13 protein-coding genes and 1 pseudogene are annotated in these 15,903 nt (G+C 65.3%); 8 read left to right on the forward strand and 6 right to left on the reverse strand.

Annotation, left to right across the window (positions count from 1 at the left end; all coding sequences use genetic code 11):
* Position 1 precedes the first annotated feature (1 nt).
* Both ACRCUN_RS08900 and ACRCUN_RS08905 read left to right on the forward strand, forming a co-directional pair.
* Complete coding sequence (locus tag ACRCUN_RS08900) at positions 2-286, forward strand: WXG100 family type VII secretion target (RefSeq protein WP_462141259.1); 285 nt, start codon at positions 2-4, stop codon at positions 284-286.
* 503 nt (positions 287-789) lie between these two features.
* Positions 790-972: pseudogene (locus tag ACRCUN_RS08905) on the forward strand (hypothetical protein); the annotation flags it as partial.
* 335 nt (positions 973-1,307) lie between these two features.
* On the opposite strand, the gene ACRCUN_RS08910 reads toward ACRCUN_RS08905, so the two are convergent.
* Complete coding sequence (locus tag ACRCUN_RS08910; protein ID WP_462141360.1) at positions 1,308-1,463, reverse strand: hypothetical protein; 156 nt, start codon at positions 1,461-1,463, stop codon at positions 1,308-1,310.
* Between the two features lie 1,394 nt (positions 1,464-2,857).
* On the opposite strand from ACRCUN_RS08910, the gene ACRCUN_RS08915 reads away from it, so the two are divergent.
* From ACRCUN_RS08915 to ACRCUN_RS08930, 4 genes are all read left to right on the forward strand, one after another.
* A complete protein-coding gene (locus ACRCUN_RS08915; protein WP_462141361.1) occupies positions 2,858-3,385 on the forward strand; it encodes an SUKH-4 family immunity protein in 528 nt (175 codons plus the stop codon).
* Between the two features lie 347 nt (positions 3,386-3,732).
* Positions 3,733-4,983, forward strand: a complete 1,251-nt coding sequence (locus tag ACRCUN_RS08920; RefSeq protein ID WP_462141354.1) for a putative adhesin — start codon at positions 3,733-3,735, stop codon at positions 4,981-4,983.
* An 83-nt stretch (positions 4,984-5,066) separates the two neighbouring features.
* Positions 5,067-5,813, forward strand: a complete 747-nt coding sequence (locus tag ACRCUN_RS08925) for a hypothetical protein (protein ID WP_462141260.1) — start codon at positions 5,067-5,069, stop codon at positions 5,811-5,813.
* A gap of 141 nt (positions 5,814-5,954) precedes the next feature.
* Positions 5,955-6,302, forward strand: a complete 348-nt coding sequence (locus ACRCUN_RS08930) for a hypothetical protein (protein ID WP_462141261.1) — start codon at positions 5,955-5,957, stop codon at positions 6,300-6,302.
* A 580-nt stretch (positions 6,303-6,882) separates the two neighbouring features.
* Here the strand turns inward: ACRCUN_RS08930 and ACRCUN_RS08935 are convergent.
* Genes ACRCUN_RS08935 through ACRCUN_RS08950 form a run of 4 tightly spaced genes read right to left on the reverse strand, consistent with a single transcriptional unit; the run spans position 6,883 to position 10,921 of the window.
* The gene (locus tag ACRCUN_RS08935) at positions 6,883-7,140 is read right to left on the reverse strand and encodes an HPr family phosphocarrier protein (protein ID WP_462141262.1); all 258 of its coding nucleotides are present in this window, start codon (positions 7,138-7,140) and stop codon (positions 6,883-6,885) included.
* A gap of 9 nt (positions 7,141-7,149) precedes the next feature.
* Positions 7,150-9,177 carry a PTS fructose transporter subunit IIABC gene (locus tag ACRCUN_RS08940; protein ID WP_462141263.1) on the reverse strand — a complete coding sequence of 676 codons (2,028 nt, stop codon included), beginning with the start codon at positions 9,175-9,177 and terminating at the stop codon, positions 7,150-7,152.
* Positions 9,174-10,157 (reverse strand): 1-phosphofructokinase family hexose kinase, encoded by a 984-nt coding sequence (locus ACRCUN_RS08945; RefSeq protein ID WP_462141264.1) that lies wholly within the window; start codon positions 10,155-10,157, stop codon positions 9,174-9,176. The genes ACRCUN_RS08940 and ACRCUN_RS08945 overlap by 4 nt, the downstream gene beginning before the upstream one ends.
* On the reverse strand, positions 10,154-10,921 hold the full coding sequence (locus ACRCUN_RS08950) for a DeoR/GlpR family DNA-binding transcription regulator (protein ID WP_462141265.1): 768 nt from the start codon (positions 10,919-10,921) through the stop codon (positions 10,154-10,156). Before ACRCUN_RS08950 ends, ACRCUN_RS08945 begins: the two co-directional genes overlap by 4 nt.
* A gap of 102 nt (positions 10,922-11,023) precedes the next feature.
* Here ACRCUN_RS08950 and ptsP point away from each other — a divergent pair, with 102 nt between their 5' ends.
* Positions 11,024-12,712, forward strand: coding sequence for a phosphoenolpyruvate--protein phosphotransferase (gene ptsP / locus ACRCUN_RS08955; RefSeq protein WP_462141266.1), 1,689 nt, complete (start codon positions 11,024-11,026; stop codon positions 12,710-12,712).
* A 54-nt stretch (positions 12,713-12,766) separates the two neighbouring features.
* Complete coding sequence (locus ACRCUN_RS08960) at positions 12,767-13,741, forward strand: pirin family protein (RefSeq protein WP_462141267.1); 975 nt, start codon at positions 12,767-12,769, stop codon at positions 13,739-13,741.
* A gap of 7 nt (positions 13,742-13,748) precedes the next feature.
* On the opposite strand, the gene ACRCUN_RS08965 is transcribed toward ACRCUN_RS08960, so the two are convergent.
* The gene (locus ACRCUN_RS08965; protein ID WP_462141268.1) at positions 13,749-15,896 is read right to left on the reverse strand and encodes an FUSC family protein; all 2,148 of its coding nucleotides are present in this window, start codon (positions 15,894-15,896) and stop codon (positions 13,749-13,751) included.
* Positions 15,897-15,903 lie beyond the last annotated feature (7 nt).

The following is a 15,903-nucleotide window of genomic DNA, read 5'->3' on the forward strand; positions in this document are numbered from 1 at the left end:
GATGTTGATTGTGGATTTTCCTCAGCTGCAGTCAGCCATCACCCACATGCTGGCGTTCCAGCGCGAGGTCGGAGCCTGCCTGGAGGACATCGATCAGGCGATGGCTGCGTTGCGTCAGCATTGGCATGGTTCAGGGTCGGATGCGCAAGAGCAGGCGCAGCAGCAATGGGAGGACGGCGCCGAACAGATGCGAGCGGCGTTGTCGCAGTTACAGAAGGCCGCTGAGGCGGCGCATAAGAACTACACCGAGGCAAAGAAGAAGAACGGCGAGATGTCGGCGTCGTAGCCGGCGCCAGCGGCGCCGGATCGGGCACTTCCGGCGACCGCATCGAGGTTGATCCGGAGGTGCTGATCCGAGCGGGTCAGCACATGGGATCGCTAGGGGCGCAGCTGGGCATGCTGTCGGACGCACTGGGTGCGGTCGTATCGAGCGGGATTGCCTCTGGTCTGGACCCGGCGGGGCTCAGTTTCGCGTTGGAGTACGGCCGACGGGCCCAGGAGTTCGCCGATGGCTTGGCGAATGGCGCAAATTCGTTCAAATCCGTGGGCTACAAGTTGGAAGCAACGGGTCACAACTACAAGAGCGCTGATGCGGCGTCGACGATCGGTGGGACCGGCCCCACGGGTGGCCTCGGCGAGGTGCCGAGCACGACAACGGCAGCTGACGCGGCATTAGGTCCGAGCACGAGTGTGGTGCTCCCGCCGCTCCGGTGGCCTTTGATACTGCCTTTCCTCGTAGTTGCCATTGGTCCCGGGGCGGCGATGTGGCCATCGGGTGATCCGGCGATGATGAGGTTGACGGCCGCGCAATGGCGCAATCTCGCCCAAGGCATGGCGGTCTTCGAGGGCGAGTTGGCCGCAGTGAAAACCGCTGTGTCCGTTCAGAACATTCCGGAGATCGGCCAGATCAACACGGCTCTTTTCGACCTCGGCGAGGGCATCTCTGCGCTGGCGGATACGGCTGCGGACATCGCGGAGAAGGCCGACACATTCGCCGGCAACGTGCAGCAGGCGCAGGACGCCATCCGCCGTCTGTTGGACAGACTGACGTCCATCGACGGTGTCGCAGACACATTGAAGGGCATCTTCACTGGCGAAGCCGACGACATCCTGCGAGAGATCGCCCGCGACGTCGGTGAAATCCTGGACAACTTCCAGAGCCAGGTCAAAGGCGTCGTGGGCCTCTTGGAGGCGCTCAAAACCGCAATTGGTGACGCCGCAACGGCTTTCCAGAAATGGATCACACCCATCCTGGTCGCCACCTTCGGTGAGGAAGTGGGCGGCCACCTCGCTGCCCTGGTGACTACCTACACCGACTTCTCGGTCGGCGTGTGGTCTGGCCTGATCAACATGGTGTCCGGAACAGTGGCGATGGCCGACATCGACACCTGGAAGGGCATGGCGGAGTTGGCGATGTCGGTGGCGAAGGATCCATCAACGTTGGACGACGTACTGGTGACCATGGGCAAGGAGTTCATTGCCTACGACCAGTGGACCGGCGACCACCCGGGCAGAGGGGCAGGGGAGGCGGTGTTCAACGTCACGATGCTGTTCACCCCGGGCGGCCCGTTCTCGAAGTCGGGCACCGTGGTCAAGGGAGTCAAGGCCGCCCATGGTGCATTGAAAGGCGGGAAGCTCCCCAGTCTTTCGGATCTGCCGGGATTGAAGTCCCGTAACCACGATTTGGATGGACTGGACGATCTGGCTGGCCGAGGTTCCAGGGTGCCCGATGTCCAGGAGTTCGCTCCGGCAATTCCCGAGTCGGTCATAAATCCGAACCGTCCGAACGGTTTTGATGGGCCGACAGCGCCTCGTGGCTTCGAGGGTTCGGTCGGGCCACCTGACCCGCCGGGCCCGGCAGGTACGCCAGGCCGGGACTACGGCGGCGACGGTCCACCGCCTGATCCGCCAGGCCGGCCAGTCGGTCCTTCGGAGGGTGGACCGGGCCGTGCGGAGGAACCGTCTGCGCAGCCACCGGCTACCTCTGGTCCGGGTCAACCCAGTGACTCGTCGCCTTCGGCCGGGCCGCCTGCGCCATCAATGGGTGAGCCCGCGTCCTCCAGCGGTCAGACACCATCCGGTTCGCACGAGGTACCCGATACTCCCAGTCCCACCAACGAATACGATGCCGGGTCACGGCCCGACGGTGATCGGTCGGCCAGCCACAGCCCGAGCACGCCTGAGCAGCGCGGCGGCGCCGCCGGGGATGGAGCTGTCGACAATGCGGGGCACCGAGGCACCGACAACGACACGCTCGGCGACAGTCACAGCACGGACTCCAGTGAGTACAGCGAGCGTCCCGATGAGCAACCCCTGGCTGATCAGCACGCTGCCCATGTGGCGGAGCCAGCTTCACATGGCAGCGACGAGCGCGCGAACCCGGACAACGGTACTAACCGAGAACAGTCACAGACACTCGGTGATGGGAACGGCTTCCGTCAGGATTCTGGGGGTGTTGCCCCGGGCATGATGCCAATGGTCGGTGGACCGATGGGGCCGCACGGTCCGGGCCCCGTGCACAGTCCGGGCGACGGACAGACTGCGGCCGGTAGAGCACAGACCCCGGAGACCACCGCACGTCCCGCTGAATCCAAAGCGCCGCAAGGTAGTTCACCGGAGAACACACGCACCCAACCATCTGCCACGACCGGGGCTGCTGCGGTGCATTCGCCAGAGGCAAAAACCGTTGCAGCACAGCATGCTCCGGCGACGGTGGACCGGTCGATCCGCTCTGCTGGTGGACCGGCATGGCGGGCCCCCCGGGACGGGTCGACTTCGGAGCGGCCGCCGTCTCCAATCGTCGACAAGTCGACGTTGCGGCAATCCACACCGATCGAACCTGGTCAAGGAGCGCGTGATGGCACAACTGGAAACGACGAAAGAAGCCCTGGCATACCTGGCGCAGATGTCGCCGACCGAGAATTACCACGTGGCTCCGTTCGATCACGGGTGGGTGGCGACGAAAGTCCTGACGCCGGAGCAGATGAATTCCGGAGCGGCGGTGGGATTGGCTCGCCTGGTGATCGATTCGGAGACGGGGATCGTGTATCTATACCCGAGTTGGTCGGAGACCATGGTGGCGGACGCACACACGACGTTCAAGCAGACGGGCGTGAACCGAGCGGGGCGCCAGATCTATCCGTATCAATGGAGGGTCACGGTCCGGCGGCTGCGGGAGAACGACCAGACGATCGTGTATCAGCTGAGGGCGGAGTCGCTGACCGGCCCGCCGCAACCGACCCAAGAACATCCGTTGACGATAGAGAAGCACACGCACACTTGGGATCCGCGGGATCCACTGTCGGCGACGGCGGCAGTCCACGCGAGGTGGGTGAGCCGTCAGAACCAGGGCGTGTGGCCGGAGACGGACACCACCCAGGTGTAACTCACGACCATTCTCATGACGCCTCGCCTCCTTCGTCTGTGGAGAGCACGTGCAACCAAGAGCCGGAGGGCGCCAACCAGATCGGCAGTGGGGACGAGCACCACCCAGCAGTCCCGGAGGCGGATTGGACAACGCGAGATGAATCCGGTCGCGACCACGATTCAGTGGATGCAGCCGCAACCGATCAGCATGCAGCATCGCCGTGGGATGGACCGACTGGGCTGCACGCAGCTTCGTTGCTGCCGGCCGATGACTCCGGATACCGCATTCGACCCAGAGACTGCGAGTTTTTGGGAATCTCCCCCGAGCAAGTAGAAGCTTGGGCCAACCGTGAGGCGCCACTCGGTATGACGCCGGCCGAATTCAGGGAGTTCAGGAGCGAGCTTTACGACGCGCTGGCGCGGGAGGGCTTCACCGCGGACGATCTGGACATCCGGCTGCAGGGGTCGTCAGCGCGGTTCTTCTCCGGCGAGCACAAAGCACTGCCGCTCGATGCCGACATTCATGACAACCCTGACGCGCAGTGGCGAATGAATGCATGGTTCGGTGAAAATGAAAACCGGCCGTTGCGAAGGCCTTTCGACTCCATGCACCGCCTCGGCCTTGACGAAGAACCCAGCGACTACGACATCCAGATCTCTTCCGACTCTATGGTCGACGCGTGCCGTCAACGATGGGAGGCAGATGGGCCGACGGGCAGTCTGGTTCACCCTAAATATGGGTTTGTTGACAAACAAGTGTTTAAGGCTCTCTTCCCGGCTCTCTGGGAGTGGGCGACCGACTGGACCGAGCGAACCGGTCGACCAGTGGTGCCAGCCCTGTTCCCTGGCTCGGGTCCTCCAGACACTTCGTCGGTGGGGGTAACCTCTCACTTCCGAGAGTCGGATTGGCATATTCGCCATGACGGAACCTCGCCTGAACCAAAGGCAGGAGTGGCCGGTCAGCCAACTCCTTCTGATGAAATGCGGTCTGACTCCGATTATGGGGTTGAGCCTCCGGAGACGCGCTCTCGGGCCGATGGCCGCCATGATTGGTCTGACCCGGGTGGTCATTGGGTAGACGAGCGTCAAGCGCCCAGTGACGGTCGCCAGCCTCCTCCGGAACCCGGACATAGCACGAGAATCCCGGACGACCCGTCGGAGCAGGCCATTGGTCCGGACGGACGGTACAAACTGAGTGGCCATGGCAACTACTATTCGATCGACGGAACCACACGAGTTCCGCCAGGTACGACCTTCACGGTGTACGCGGAACATGGTTCCCCGATCACGGGATCCCTCGGCAATCTGATCGAAACCGGTGGAGATACGTCGCGGGTTTATTCCCGGACGTACTATCCAGGCGAAGAAATTCCGAACTACACACTTGAGCCACCGGATGGCCTCGATATAAAGGGATCACCTCACACCGTCGATAGGCCGACGCTATTAAGTGACCTCCTCCGTCCGAATATGGGAAACGTCGACTTTGCCGCATGCCTCGGATATACATCAAACAAGGTGTTCGACGTTGACGTCATATACGACGGGACGACGTTTGCGATTCTTCGCGAATACAAGAAGCCAGAGACAGTGTACGACGAGGACGATGATTGGTGAGAAATGCTGTCCACGGACTACGATTTGCTGTGGAGCGCGGATCGTATGATTGACCGTAATTCCGAACATCGAGGAATCTCAAAATGACCACTCTTAAAGAGATAGAACATCTGGTGACAGTCGCTGCTCAAAATCCGAGCTGGGGCCCGCGAGTCGAGCTGTTTCGTGCACTAGACGGCTTCACCCTGTTCTATGTGGCCACCGAACGTGAAATCAACGGTCGGCGGATGCTGTCAACTCCGCTACGGAGACTCGACAACGGGGCGTCCGCGATGGTGGCCTACACATCCAGGCGGCATCCTGATCTACCCGAACGATTCGCCGGCGCTGAGTGGGGCGAACTGCTCAGGGTCGCGCACGAAGCGGTGCGCCCAGACTGGCTAGTGATAGTAAATCGCAACAACGACACGGTCGGGATCCCACAAGATCAATTACTTAGCATCGCCGCGTATCTAAAGGATCCGAAACTTAAGCATATGAAGGTGCAGTCCATGGCTGACGACCTCGAGAAGGTGATTTCTGATGCGGCGCATACCCCGTCAGAGGATTGGTACGAGCCTGCGCTGCTTCGGCTGCACGGACGGGAGCTCTATCTCCATCTGACAGACGATGTGTCTCCTGATGGACAACCGTCCATCTCAACTTCATCAGCTGCCGGCCGTCACGGCTGGATTCTCACTTACACAACACGCAGACGGCCTGGAATTCGGTATGGAGGAATTATGTGGGAGGAATTGGTGAAGATGATCAAGAATAGTGAGGATATGCCTGGAGTCCGAGTGGTCAATGACGCCGATGACTGGATACTCCTCGGTCGCGACGAAATCTAAGTGCGCCTTCCTGGATGGTCGCCTTCCGGCAGCACTGCGGCATCATTTGTTCAGATGAACCAGAGCGATACCCCGACCGATCGCACGAAAGTTGAGCGTTAAACATTGTGGAGCGTATACATTGTTGAAGGGCAGTGGACGATGGCGACGAACCTGGTCCTAGTGATTGATATACACGGCACCGTTGACCAATCTGGACTCGAACGCTTACGAAGTCATCTTCGCCTCAAGAAACAAGGGCGCTTGAGCGACGATTATGATCAAGAGTTTGGATATCGAGTAATCGAAACCAGCGTGGGACAACGCATCAACGTTGGTTTGTTCCGACAGTTCGACGGATCTTGGGTCCTTGATGCCTCTACCAGCGCAGCCGATATCGGCCCTGAAGAGCTCTCGCGACTGCGTGCGGAGTTGGTCGAAGGAATTGCGGCTGCGGGTTATGAGGCGGTAGTACGGACGAAACCTTCATTCGGCACATCGAATGGATAACCGGCGAGGCGCTCGAGTCGCGACAGGAATGCCTGAACATCTGCAGCCATCGACCGCTCGACTCACCATAGGCTCTCCCGCAAGCGAGCCTAATGAAAACGCCCCCTCTTGATGCAACATGATGACCATCATGTTTAAGAACGGCATTAGACGATCACTGGAAGGAGCAAAAATTGCCGCCAGAAGCGTGGCGCGGTGGGGTCAATATGATTCTGTACGGCCTGCAATTCACCCCGAAACTTGGCGACAACGAAGCGGCTATCACAGCCGACGCCATAATTGAGTACCGTAGCTTCGAGCAGGGGCCTCAATTCTTCTTGAACGCAATCCAATCTGCACTAGCCACTGACGCAGTCATCATGACAGAGGAGTGGGACGACCCTCCTTACGGCCGCGAAGACCTCCGGCACTCCGAAGAGGATGTTCGCGAATTCTTAGAAATGGTCGCTCAGAATCTGATCCGGCGTCGACTATGGGCTTCCAAGCGATCAGATTCCTGAGCATGGGCTCGCGTCCGTCTTGCATTCCCAACGAGGGCGACGGAAAGGCCGCTCCCTGATTGCGCGCAGCCGAAGACCAGTTAAGCGTCGAGATCCTGCTCGACGAGTCCGGCGATCTTCTTCAGCGCCTCGGCATCGTCGGACTCAACGGTCACCTGGGCGCCGTTGCCCGCACCGAGCGTCATGATCATGAGGGCCGAGCCGGCGTCGACGGGTTCACCGCCGTCGACGGACAACGTCACGGGAACCCCGGCGTTGACCACGGCTTCGGCGATGATGGCTGCCGGGCGGGCGTGGAGTCCGATCGCGGAGCCTACAGTAACGGTCTTGGTGGGCATGAGTTCTCCTTAGGTGGTGGCCAGCGCCGGTGCTTCCGGCGTGGTGACGGATGGTTTGGCGAATTGTTTGGCCGTGACGACGGCCAGGGCGCTGACGACGGTGCCGACTGCGAGCGCGACCAGGAACCACAGCAGGTTGCCGATTGCGAAGAACACGAAAATGCCGCCGTGTGGTGCTTTGAGCGTCACGTTGAACGTCATGACCAGTGCGCCGGTGACGGCTCCGCCGAACATCATCGACGGGATCACCCGTAGCGGGTCGGCAGCAGCGAACGGGATGGCGCCCTCGGTGATGAATGACGCCCCGAGAAGCCACGCGGCGCGGCCGTTCTCCCGCTCCGGCTCGGTGAACAGCCCCGGCCGGATGGTCGATGCGAGCGCCATCGCCAGCGGCGGCACCATCCCGGCGGCCATCACCGCGGCCATGATCCGCAGCGTGGCCGGGTCGGCGATGTTGAGACCGGCCGTGGCGAATGCGTAGGCGGCCTTGTTGACCGGGCCGCCAAGGTCGAAGCACATCATCAGGCCGAGGATGACCCCGAGAATGATCACCGAGGTTCCGGTCATTCCGCTGAGCCAGTCGGTCAGGCTGGTGGTCAACCAGGCCAGCGGGCGGCCGAGGAGCATGAACATCAACAGGCCGACGATCAACGATGCGAACAGCGGGATGATCACCACGGGCATGAGGCCGCGGAACCACTGCGGGACGCTGATCCGGCTGATCCACAGCGCCGCGAAGCCGGCGATGAGACCGCCCACGATGCCGCCGATGAACCCGCCGCCGACGAAGACTGCGACGGCTCCGGCGGTGAAACCCGGTGCGATACCTGGACGGTCGGCGATCGCGAATGAGATGTAGCCGGCCAACGCGGGAACGAGGAACATGAAGGCCAGCCCGCCGAGCGTGAAGAGCACCGCCCCGAGATATTGCACCAGGCCGCCCGGTGGGAGGTCGGCAAGGGTATTGGTGACGGCGATGTGGTGGCCGAGTGAGTTCATCCCGTAGGCGAGCGGTTGCGCGCCGTCCGGCGGATTGCCGATCTCGTAGCCGGCGAACAGGAATCCGAGTGCGATCAGCAGACCACCGGCGGCCACGAACGGGATCATGTAGCTGACACCGGTGAGCAGTATCTGCCGGGTGCGGGTGCCCCAGCCGACGTCGCCCGCAGGCCCCGATGACCCGGCGGGTTCCGCCGAGCCGGCGACCCGTGGCGCATCGGGATCGCCTGCGGCGCTTATGGCTTCGGCCATCATCACGTCGGGTTCGTTGATGGCGCGTTTGACGCCGGATGCGATGACGGGCTTGCCTGCGAAGCGCTGGCGGTCCTTGACACCGACATCGGTGGCGAAGATGACCGCGTCGGCCGCGGCGATGGTTGCCGCCGAGAGTGGGGTGCTGCCCGACGACCCCTGGGTTTCGACGGTGAAGTCGACCCCGGCCTTCTCGGCCGCCTGCTTGAGGGAATCGGCGGCCATGTAGGTATGGGCGATTCCGGTGGGGCATGCGGTGATTGCGACGATCGACACGGGCTTGGCCGGTTCCGGCTGAGCTGCAGGAGCAGGAGCAGCAGCGGGCGCCGGGGTCGGGTTCACGACACCGTCGACGAGCGTCACCACCTCATCGGTGCTCGACGCGGCACGCAGCGACTCGACGAAATCCTTGCGGACCAAGGCGCGGGCCAGGCTCGACAACAGCTTCATGTGTTCGGCTCCACCGGATTCCGGGGCGGCGATCAAGAAGGCCAGATCGGCCGGACCGTCGGGCGCGCCGAAGTCCACCTTGGGGGACAGGCGAGCGAAGCCGATGGTCGGAGTGTCGACGTAGGGCGAGCGGCAGTGTGGAATCGCGATGCCACCCGGCAGGCCCGTGGCCGACTGCGCCTCGCGCGCCATCGCAGCACCGACCAGGCCGTCGGTGTCGCTGGTTCGCCCGGCCTCGGCGAGCGCACCGACCAGGTGCGTGATGACCGCCTCCTTGTCACCGCCCGCGTCGACGTCGAGCAGGACCAGATCGGTGGTGATGATCGATTGAGTCATTGCAGTACTTCCGGGTTGGTGGTGACGAGCGGGGTGACACGAACGGCGTCCAGATCGAGTTGCGCGGGGGCGGGCAATGCGGAGCCGGGGAGCGCGGCAGCGGCACTACCGTAGGCGACGGCCATCTTGAGCCGCCGAGGCGGTTCCGCGCCGCCGACCGCGGCACGCAGGTAGCCGGCCAGGGACGCATCGCCTGCGCCGACCGTACTGCGCGGCACGATCGGCGGTGGGGTGGCCAGCCAGGCTCCGGTGGCGTTCACCAGCACTGCGCCCGCGGCGCCGAGCGTGGCGAGCACCGCGCCGACGCCGCGGGACACCAGGCGTTCGGCAGCGCTCACGACGGGAGACAGATCACCCTGTGCGGCAGCGGTTTCCAGGGCGGTGGACGACGCGCCGACAATGCTGGCCAGCTCCTCGGCGTTCGGCTTGATGAGGTCGGGTGCGGCGACATCGAAGGCAGCCGCCAGTTCCGCGAGCGGCTTCTCGGACGTGTCGACGGCTACGCGGCACGGCATGGGCGCGAGCAGTCGCACCACGTGTGCGTACCAGTCGTGCGGAACCCCCGGCGGCAGTGAACCGGACAACACGACCCACGAGGCCTGCTGCGCCTCGGTGACCACGCAGCGGGTCAGCGCATCGAGTGCTGCCGGGTCCAGACGGGCGCCGCGCTCGTTGAGTTTTGTTGTGGTGCCGTCTGATTCGGTGATCGCAAGGTTCGTGCGCACGGGTTCGGTGATCGGAACTCCGGTGAACGGAACGGCATGTGTGCGCAGCGCGGCGAGCAGTGGATCGTCGTCGGCCGCGGGCAACACGGCCCGGGCGTCGACCCCGGCCAGGGTGAGGGCACGCGCAACGTTGATGCCCTTGCCGCCGGGTTCGATAGTGACCGAGTCGACTCGTTGCACCGCACCGCGGGTGAGTGCCGTAGCGAGCGTGACCGTGCGGTCCAGGCTCGGATTGGGCGTGACGGTGACGATCATGCGATCACGACCTCGACGCCTTGCCCGACGAGCTGCTCGCGGTCGGTTTCGTCGATCTCCGCATCGGTGATGAGCGTGTCGACGCTGTCGAGTGGGGCGAAGCTGACGAAGTCCTCCTGACCCACCTTCGACGAATCGGCCACCACCACTACGTAATTCGCGGCGCGCACCATCGCCCGCTTGACGGCGGCCTCCTCGGTGTCGGGGGTCGACAGACCGTGGCGCACACTGATCGCGTTGGTGCCGATGAACGCGATGTCCACGCGCATGGTGTCGAGTGCCCGCAGCGCCTGCTCGCCCACCGCCGCTTGGGTGAGGCCGCGAACCCGTCCGCCGAGCAGCTGCAGCGTGACCGTCGGCATGGCGGCCAGGCGACCGGCGATCGGCACGGAGTTGGTGACGACGGTCAGCTCACGGTCCACCGGGATCTCGGCGGCGACGCGCGCGGTCGTCGTTCCGGCATCCATCAGCACCGTGGCGCCGCTCAAGGGAAAGAAGTCGACGGCCGCGGCGGCGATGGCATCCTTCTGCTCAGCGCGGGTGGTATCGCGTTCCCCGACGCCGGGCTCCACGAGATGCAGGCTGCGAACGGGCACCGCGCCGCCGTGCACACGCCGCAGCACCCCGGCTTTGTCGAGGACCGCGAGATCGCGGCGGACGGTCTCGGTGGTCACGTCGTAGGTTTGCGCCAGCTCCGCAACCGAGGCGCGGCCCCGGCTCATCACCAGTTCGGCGATGGCCTGCTGGCGCTCTTCGGCGTACATGGGTCTCCGTTTGTGTGGCTCGTACCGCGTATGAATGTTGATATGTGTTGTTTTACGCTTGGCTGTGTTGACTTGTCAATGGTTTCTTGTAATCTGTCTCACATGAGCACTTCCTCTCCGGCTGCGTCACTGAAGCTTCTCCGAGGGGTCCCGGTGGTGTCGGGCGTTCAGTACGCACCGGTGATCCGGCCGGGACGTCTTCCGGAGGTCGAGGCTCCCGGCGCCGACATCGAGGAGGCGGACCGGGCTGCTGAAGCCGGCCGCTTCAACGCCGCCACGACGGCCGTCGCAACCCGGCTGCGGGACCGCGCGGCCCACGCGACGGGCGCCGCGTCGGAAGTGCTTGCCGCGACCGCCACGCTTGCCCAGGACCGGGCGTGGCTGGGCGCCGCCGAGAAACGCATCGCCGCCGGGGCTCCGGCAGTGCGTGCGGTGTCGGAGGCCGTCGATCAATTCGTGGAGTTGTTCACCCAGCTCGGCGGTCTGATGGCAGAACGCGTCACCGACCTGCGCGACATCCGGGACCGGGTCATCGCCGAGCTGTCCGGCCTGCCGGAGCCGGGTGTGCCGCTGCCCGACGTTCCGTCGATCCTGTGTGCCGAGGATCTGGCGCCCGCCGACACCGCCGGTCTGGATCCACAGCTCGTCGTCGGTCTGGCCACAACTCTCGGGGGGCCGACGAGCCATACCGCGATCATCGCGCGGCAGCTGGGAATCCCGTGCGTGGTCGCGGTCACCGGTCTCGACGCGATCGCCGCGGGCACCATGGTGTTGCTCGACGGAACCTCTGGCACGGTGACCGCCGATCCCGACCCGTCCGAAGCGGCCGCAGCACTCGCCACCGCACAGCGCGCGGCGGCCGCGGCCCGGCAGTGGGCCGGCCCTGGCGCCACGTCCGACGGTCATGTGGTCGCGATCCTGGCCAACGTGCAGGACGGCGCGGCGGCCAGGGCGGCCCGCGAGACCCCGGCCGAAGGCATTGGACTCTTCCGCACGGAGCTGTGCTTCCTCAACCGCGACAAGGAACCGACCGTCGACGAGCAGGCGCAGATCTACGGTGAGGTGCTGCAGGCGTTCGCCGACCACAAAGTAGTGATCCGCACCCTGGATGCGGGTTCGGACAAGCCTTTGAAATTCGTGGGCCATCCCGACGAGGCCAATCCGGCGCTGGGTGTGCGCGGTATCCGCATCGCCGAGGGCAACCCCGGTCTGCTTGACCGCCAACTCGAGGCGATCGCGGCGGCAGCAGAAGCGACGGGCAACCGGCCGTGGGTGATGGCCCCGATGATCGCCACCGCCGAAGAGGCGAAATCCTTTGCCGCGCAGGTGCGTTCCCACGGCCTCACACCGGGCGTGATGATCGAGGTGCCGGCCGCGGCGCTGCTCGCCGACAAGATCCTCGAGCATGTGGACTTCCTGTCGATCGGCACCAACGACCTCGCGCAGTACACGATGGCCGCCGATCGTATGTCGGCCGAGCTCGCCGGCCTCACCGATCCGTGGCAGCCCGCGGTGCTCGCGCTGGTGGCCATGGCCGTGCGGGCCGGTGCGGCGGTGGGCAAGCCGGTCGGGGTGTGTGGTGAGGCCGCCGCCGACCCGCTGCTGGCGTGCGTGCTCGTCGGACTCGGGGTGACGTCGTTGTCGGCTGCCTCGGCCGCGATCCCCGGCGTCGGGGCCAAGCTCGCGCAGGTGACAGCGCAGCAGTGTCGCGACGCTGCCGACGCGGTGCTGGCCACGGCCACGGCGGCCGGCGCGCGCACCGCAGCGCAGCGGAGCCTGGCCGCGGAATAATCGGACCGTGGTCCGGTTATAGGAGTATCAGCTCAGATACCCCAGGAGGTACCGATGCCAGCCATCACTGCGGACACCTTGACCTTGCCCCGCATCGCGGCAGCTCAGGCGGCCGACACCGAACGTCTGGTGCGGTCCATCACGACCGGCCCGCGCGGTTATGAGGGCGAGGGTTTCCCCGTCGTGCGTGCATTCGCCGGAGTGAGTGCGGCCGACCTCGATCCGTTCGTCCACATGGACCAGATGGGTGAGGTCGAATACGAGCCCGGCGAACCCCGGGGCACCGACTGGCACCCCCACCGCGGATTCGAGACCGTCACCTACATGATCGACGGCCGCTTCGCGCACCAGGATTCGCATGGTGGCGGCGGCTTGATCACCGACGGCGCCACGCAATGGATGACCGCGGGTTCGGGCATCCTGCACATCGAGACGCCGCCGGCCGAGCTCGTCGAGAGCGGCGGGACGTTCCACGGCATCCAGTTGTGGGTCAACCTGCCCCGCAAGGACAAGTTCGCCAGCCCGCGCTACCAGGCGATCGAGGGCAACGAGGTCAAGCTGCTGTCGTCGGACGACGGTGGCGCGCTGGTCCGCATCATCGCGGGCGAGGTCGACGGGAACCAGGGGCCGGGGAGCACGCACACGCCGATCAACATGGCGCATGCCACGATCGAACCGGGTGCGCAGCTCAACCTGCCGTGGAACCGCGACTTCAACGCGCTGGTGTACGTACTGTCCGGGCGCGGCAGCGTCGGGCCGGTCGCACACCCCATCCACCAGGGCCAGCTCGCGGTATTCGGCCCCGGCGACCGGATCACCGTGGCCGCCGAGGAGACACAGGATTCGAACCGGCCCGCGCTGGAGGTTCTGATCCTGGGCGGCAAGCCGATTCGCGAGCCCGTCTTCCACTACGGCCCGTTCGTGATGAACTCGAAGTTGGAGTTGATCCAGGCGCTGGAGGACTACAACGCAGGCAAGTTCGGCCAGATCCCGCCGAACGCGTTGATGCCGCACCGCCCCTTGCGCTGATACCGAGCTAACTCACCGATTCGGCGGGCTGTGGGTAGAGCAACTCCAGCTCGCCGAGGTTGGCGGCCACGGTCACGAGCGGCAGTGCCGCCGACACCGCAAGGCCGTCACCGTCATTGGCCTCGGCGCGCAACGCCAGCACGAACGTGTCGCCGATGGGCACGAGCGGTGAGGTCGTGTCCGCGCCGGTGAGCCGGTCGCAGATCGCTTTCGCGTGGGTCTCGATCGACTCGCGCGTGGTCTGATAGACGCCGAGCGGGGGCGGTACGACGTCGGCGATGAGCTCGGCGGCCGCCCGCACCCGGGTGGCCCGGTTGGCTGCCCGGACCACCGGAGCGCGCTGATCGGTGGGTCCGCCGTTCTCCGAAAGATACTGACGCACTGCGTCATCCAAGGTCCGTGAGGCCTCCAGGCCGGCGTGGCTGAGCGCGATCACGCGGTCGGTGGCCTCCTCCGAGGCGCCCCGGGTGACGCGCAGCACGGCGGCCTTGAGGAACTCCGCCCCGACCGCGCGGGCCTGGTCGATCGCCTTGGACACCGACGCCTTGGCCCCACGCGGCCACAGCAGCACCGACACCACGATGCCGACGAGCGCACCGACCACGACGTCCTCCACGCGGATCAATCCCACCCGCCAGCCGGTCGGGACGATCAGGTTGAAGTTGATGAGCACCATCATCGTGAATGCGGCCTGCCCGGCGATGAACGATGCCACTTCAGGCACGTAGGCCGAACCGAATGCGACGATCGGCAACAGGATCCACAGCACCATCGGATCCACCCCGACCAGTTCGATGAGCACCGCGCCCAGCACGAAACCCAGCGCCGTCCCGGCCACGGCACGCAACACCCGCGTCCCCGTCGTCAGCGCGCTGCTGCGCAACACCGACATCGCACCGAGCACCACCCAGAACCCGTGCTCGACCGGAAAGACATGGGTGACCGCGACGGCCAGGGCAAGCCCCAGGCCGGTGCGCAGACTGTTGCGCAACACGACCGCCCGGGTCGCCAGGAACCCCTTGGCGATCGCGGCGACCGCCACGGTCTCGGGCATGACCCATTCGGCGGCTCCGGTCTCGGGCAGGCGCCGGCCCAGCACGCGGGCCCAGACGGGCCTGGCGTCGGCGAGCGCCGCATTGCCGATGATGCGCCCGGTCACCGCGACGGTCGCCGAGATGGTGCGGCGGATGAGCAGTTTGCGGCCGACCTCGACGGCGGCCGCGTCGTCGGCGCTGCCGAGGATCGCGGCGATGTCGTCGCGGTAGGTGCCTTGCGCGACGGTGCGTTGCTCATCGAGTGCGGCCCGCAGGTCCGCGCCGCGTGCCGCACGTTCAGCGGCGTCATGAATGCGCAGCACCGCGGCACTGTCGCGCAGGACACGCACCGCGGGATCGCGCATGGCCCCGAGCAATTCGCCCGTCTCGTCGGTGATCCGGTCGGATATCCAGCCGAGGTCGTCGACGACCCGGACCAGTGCCCGGCTTCCTGCGGTCAATGCGACGGGCCGGTAGTCGGCGCCGAGGAAGCTCGCGTACAACTCGTTCATCGCGCGGGTGACGTCGCGCGCGGACGCCTTGCCTTCGAGCCGGTCGGCCAGCTTGCGGCACACGCGTGCCGCGTACCGGCGTAGTTCGTCGTGGTGACGCGGAGGAAAGAGGAACAGCGCCGCGGGCACGCAGACCACGAGCGCTATGAGCCAGCCGAGCAGCCGTTCGGGAATCGGCCCGACGGGTGTGCACAGCGGCAGCACGAACAAGAGGAGCGTTGCGCGCTGACCGGCGGCGACGATCTCGCTGAGCACCCCGGAGAACGCCACGACCACGCCGATCACGAACATCGCCAGCACGCTCAACCAGACATGCGGGGCGATCAGCGTGCCCAACACGATCAGCACTGCCCCGTTGAACGCCAAGCCGCAGTAGGCAAGCGCACGAGCCGGGCGGTTACCCGGGAAGTCCGCGGTGATGAGGAGGGAAACCGCGCCGAAGATGCTGAACAGTGGTGTTTGGGAGCCGGCGCCGACGGCGAAGCCGATCGCGGCGGCGATGGGCAACACGATTCCCGCGCGGGTCGCACGCCGCAGCGCGTCGTACTCGGGGTCGCGATCACGCAGCCGGTCTGCTGCCCGGTGCCACAGATCGGCCGGGGTCAGCATGAGTCCC

The organism is Mycobacterium venezuelense, from assembly GCF_054919535.1.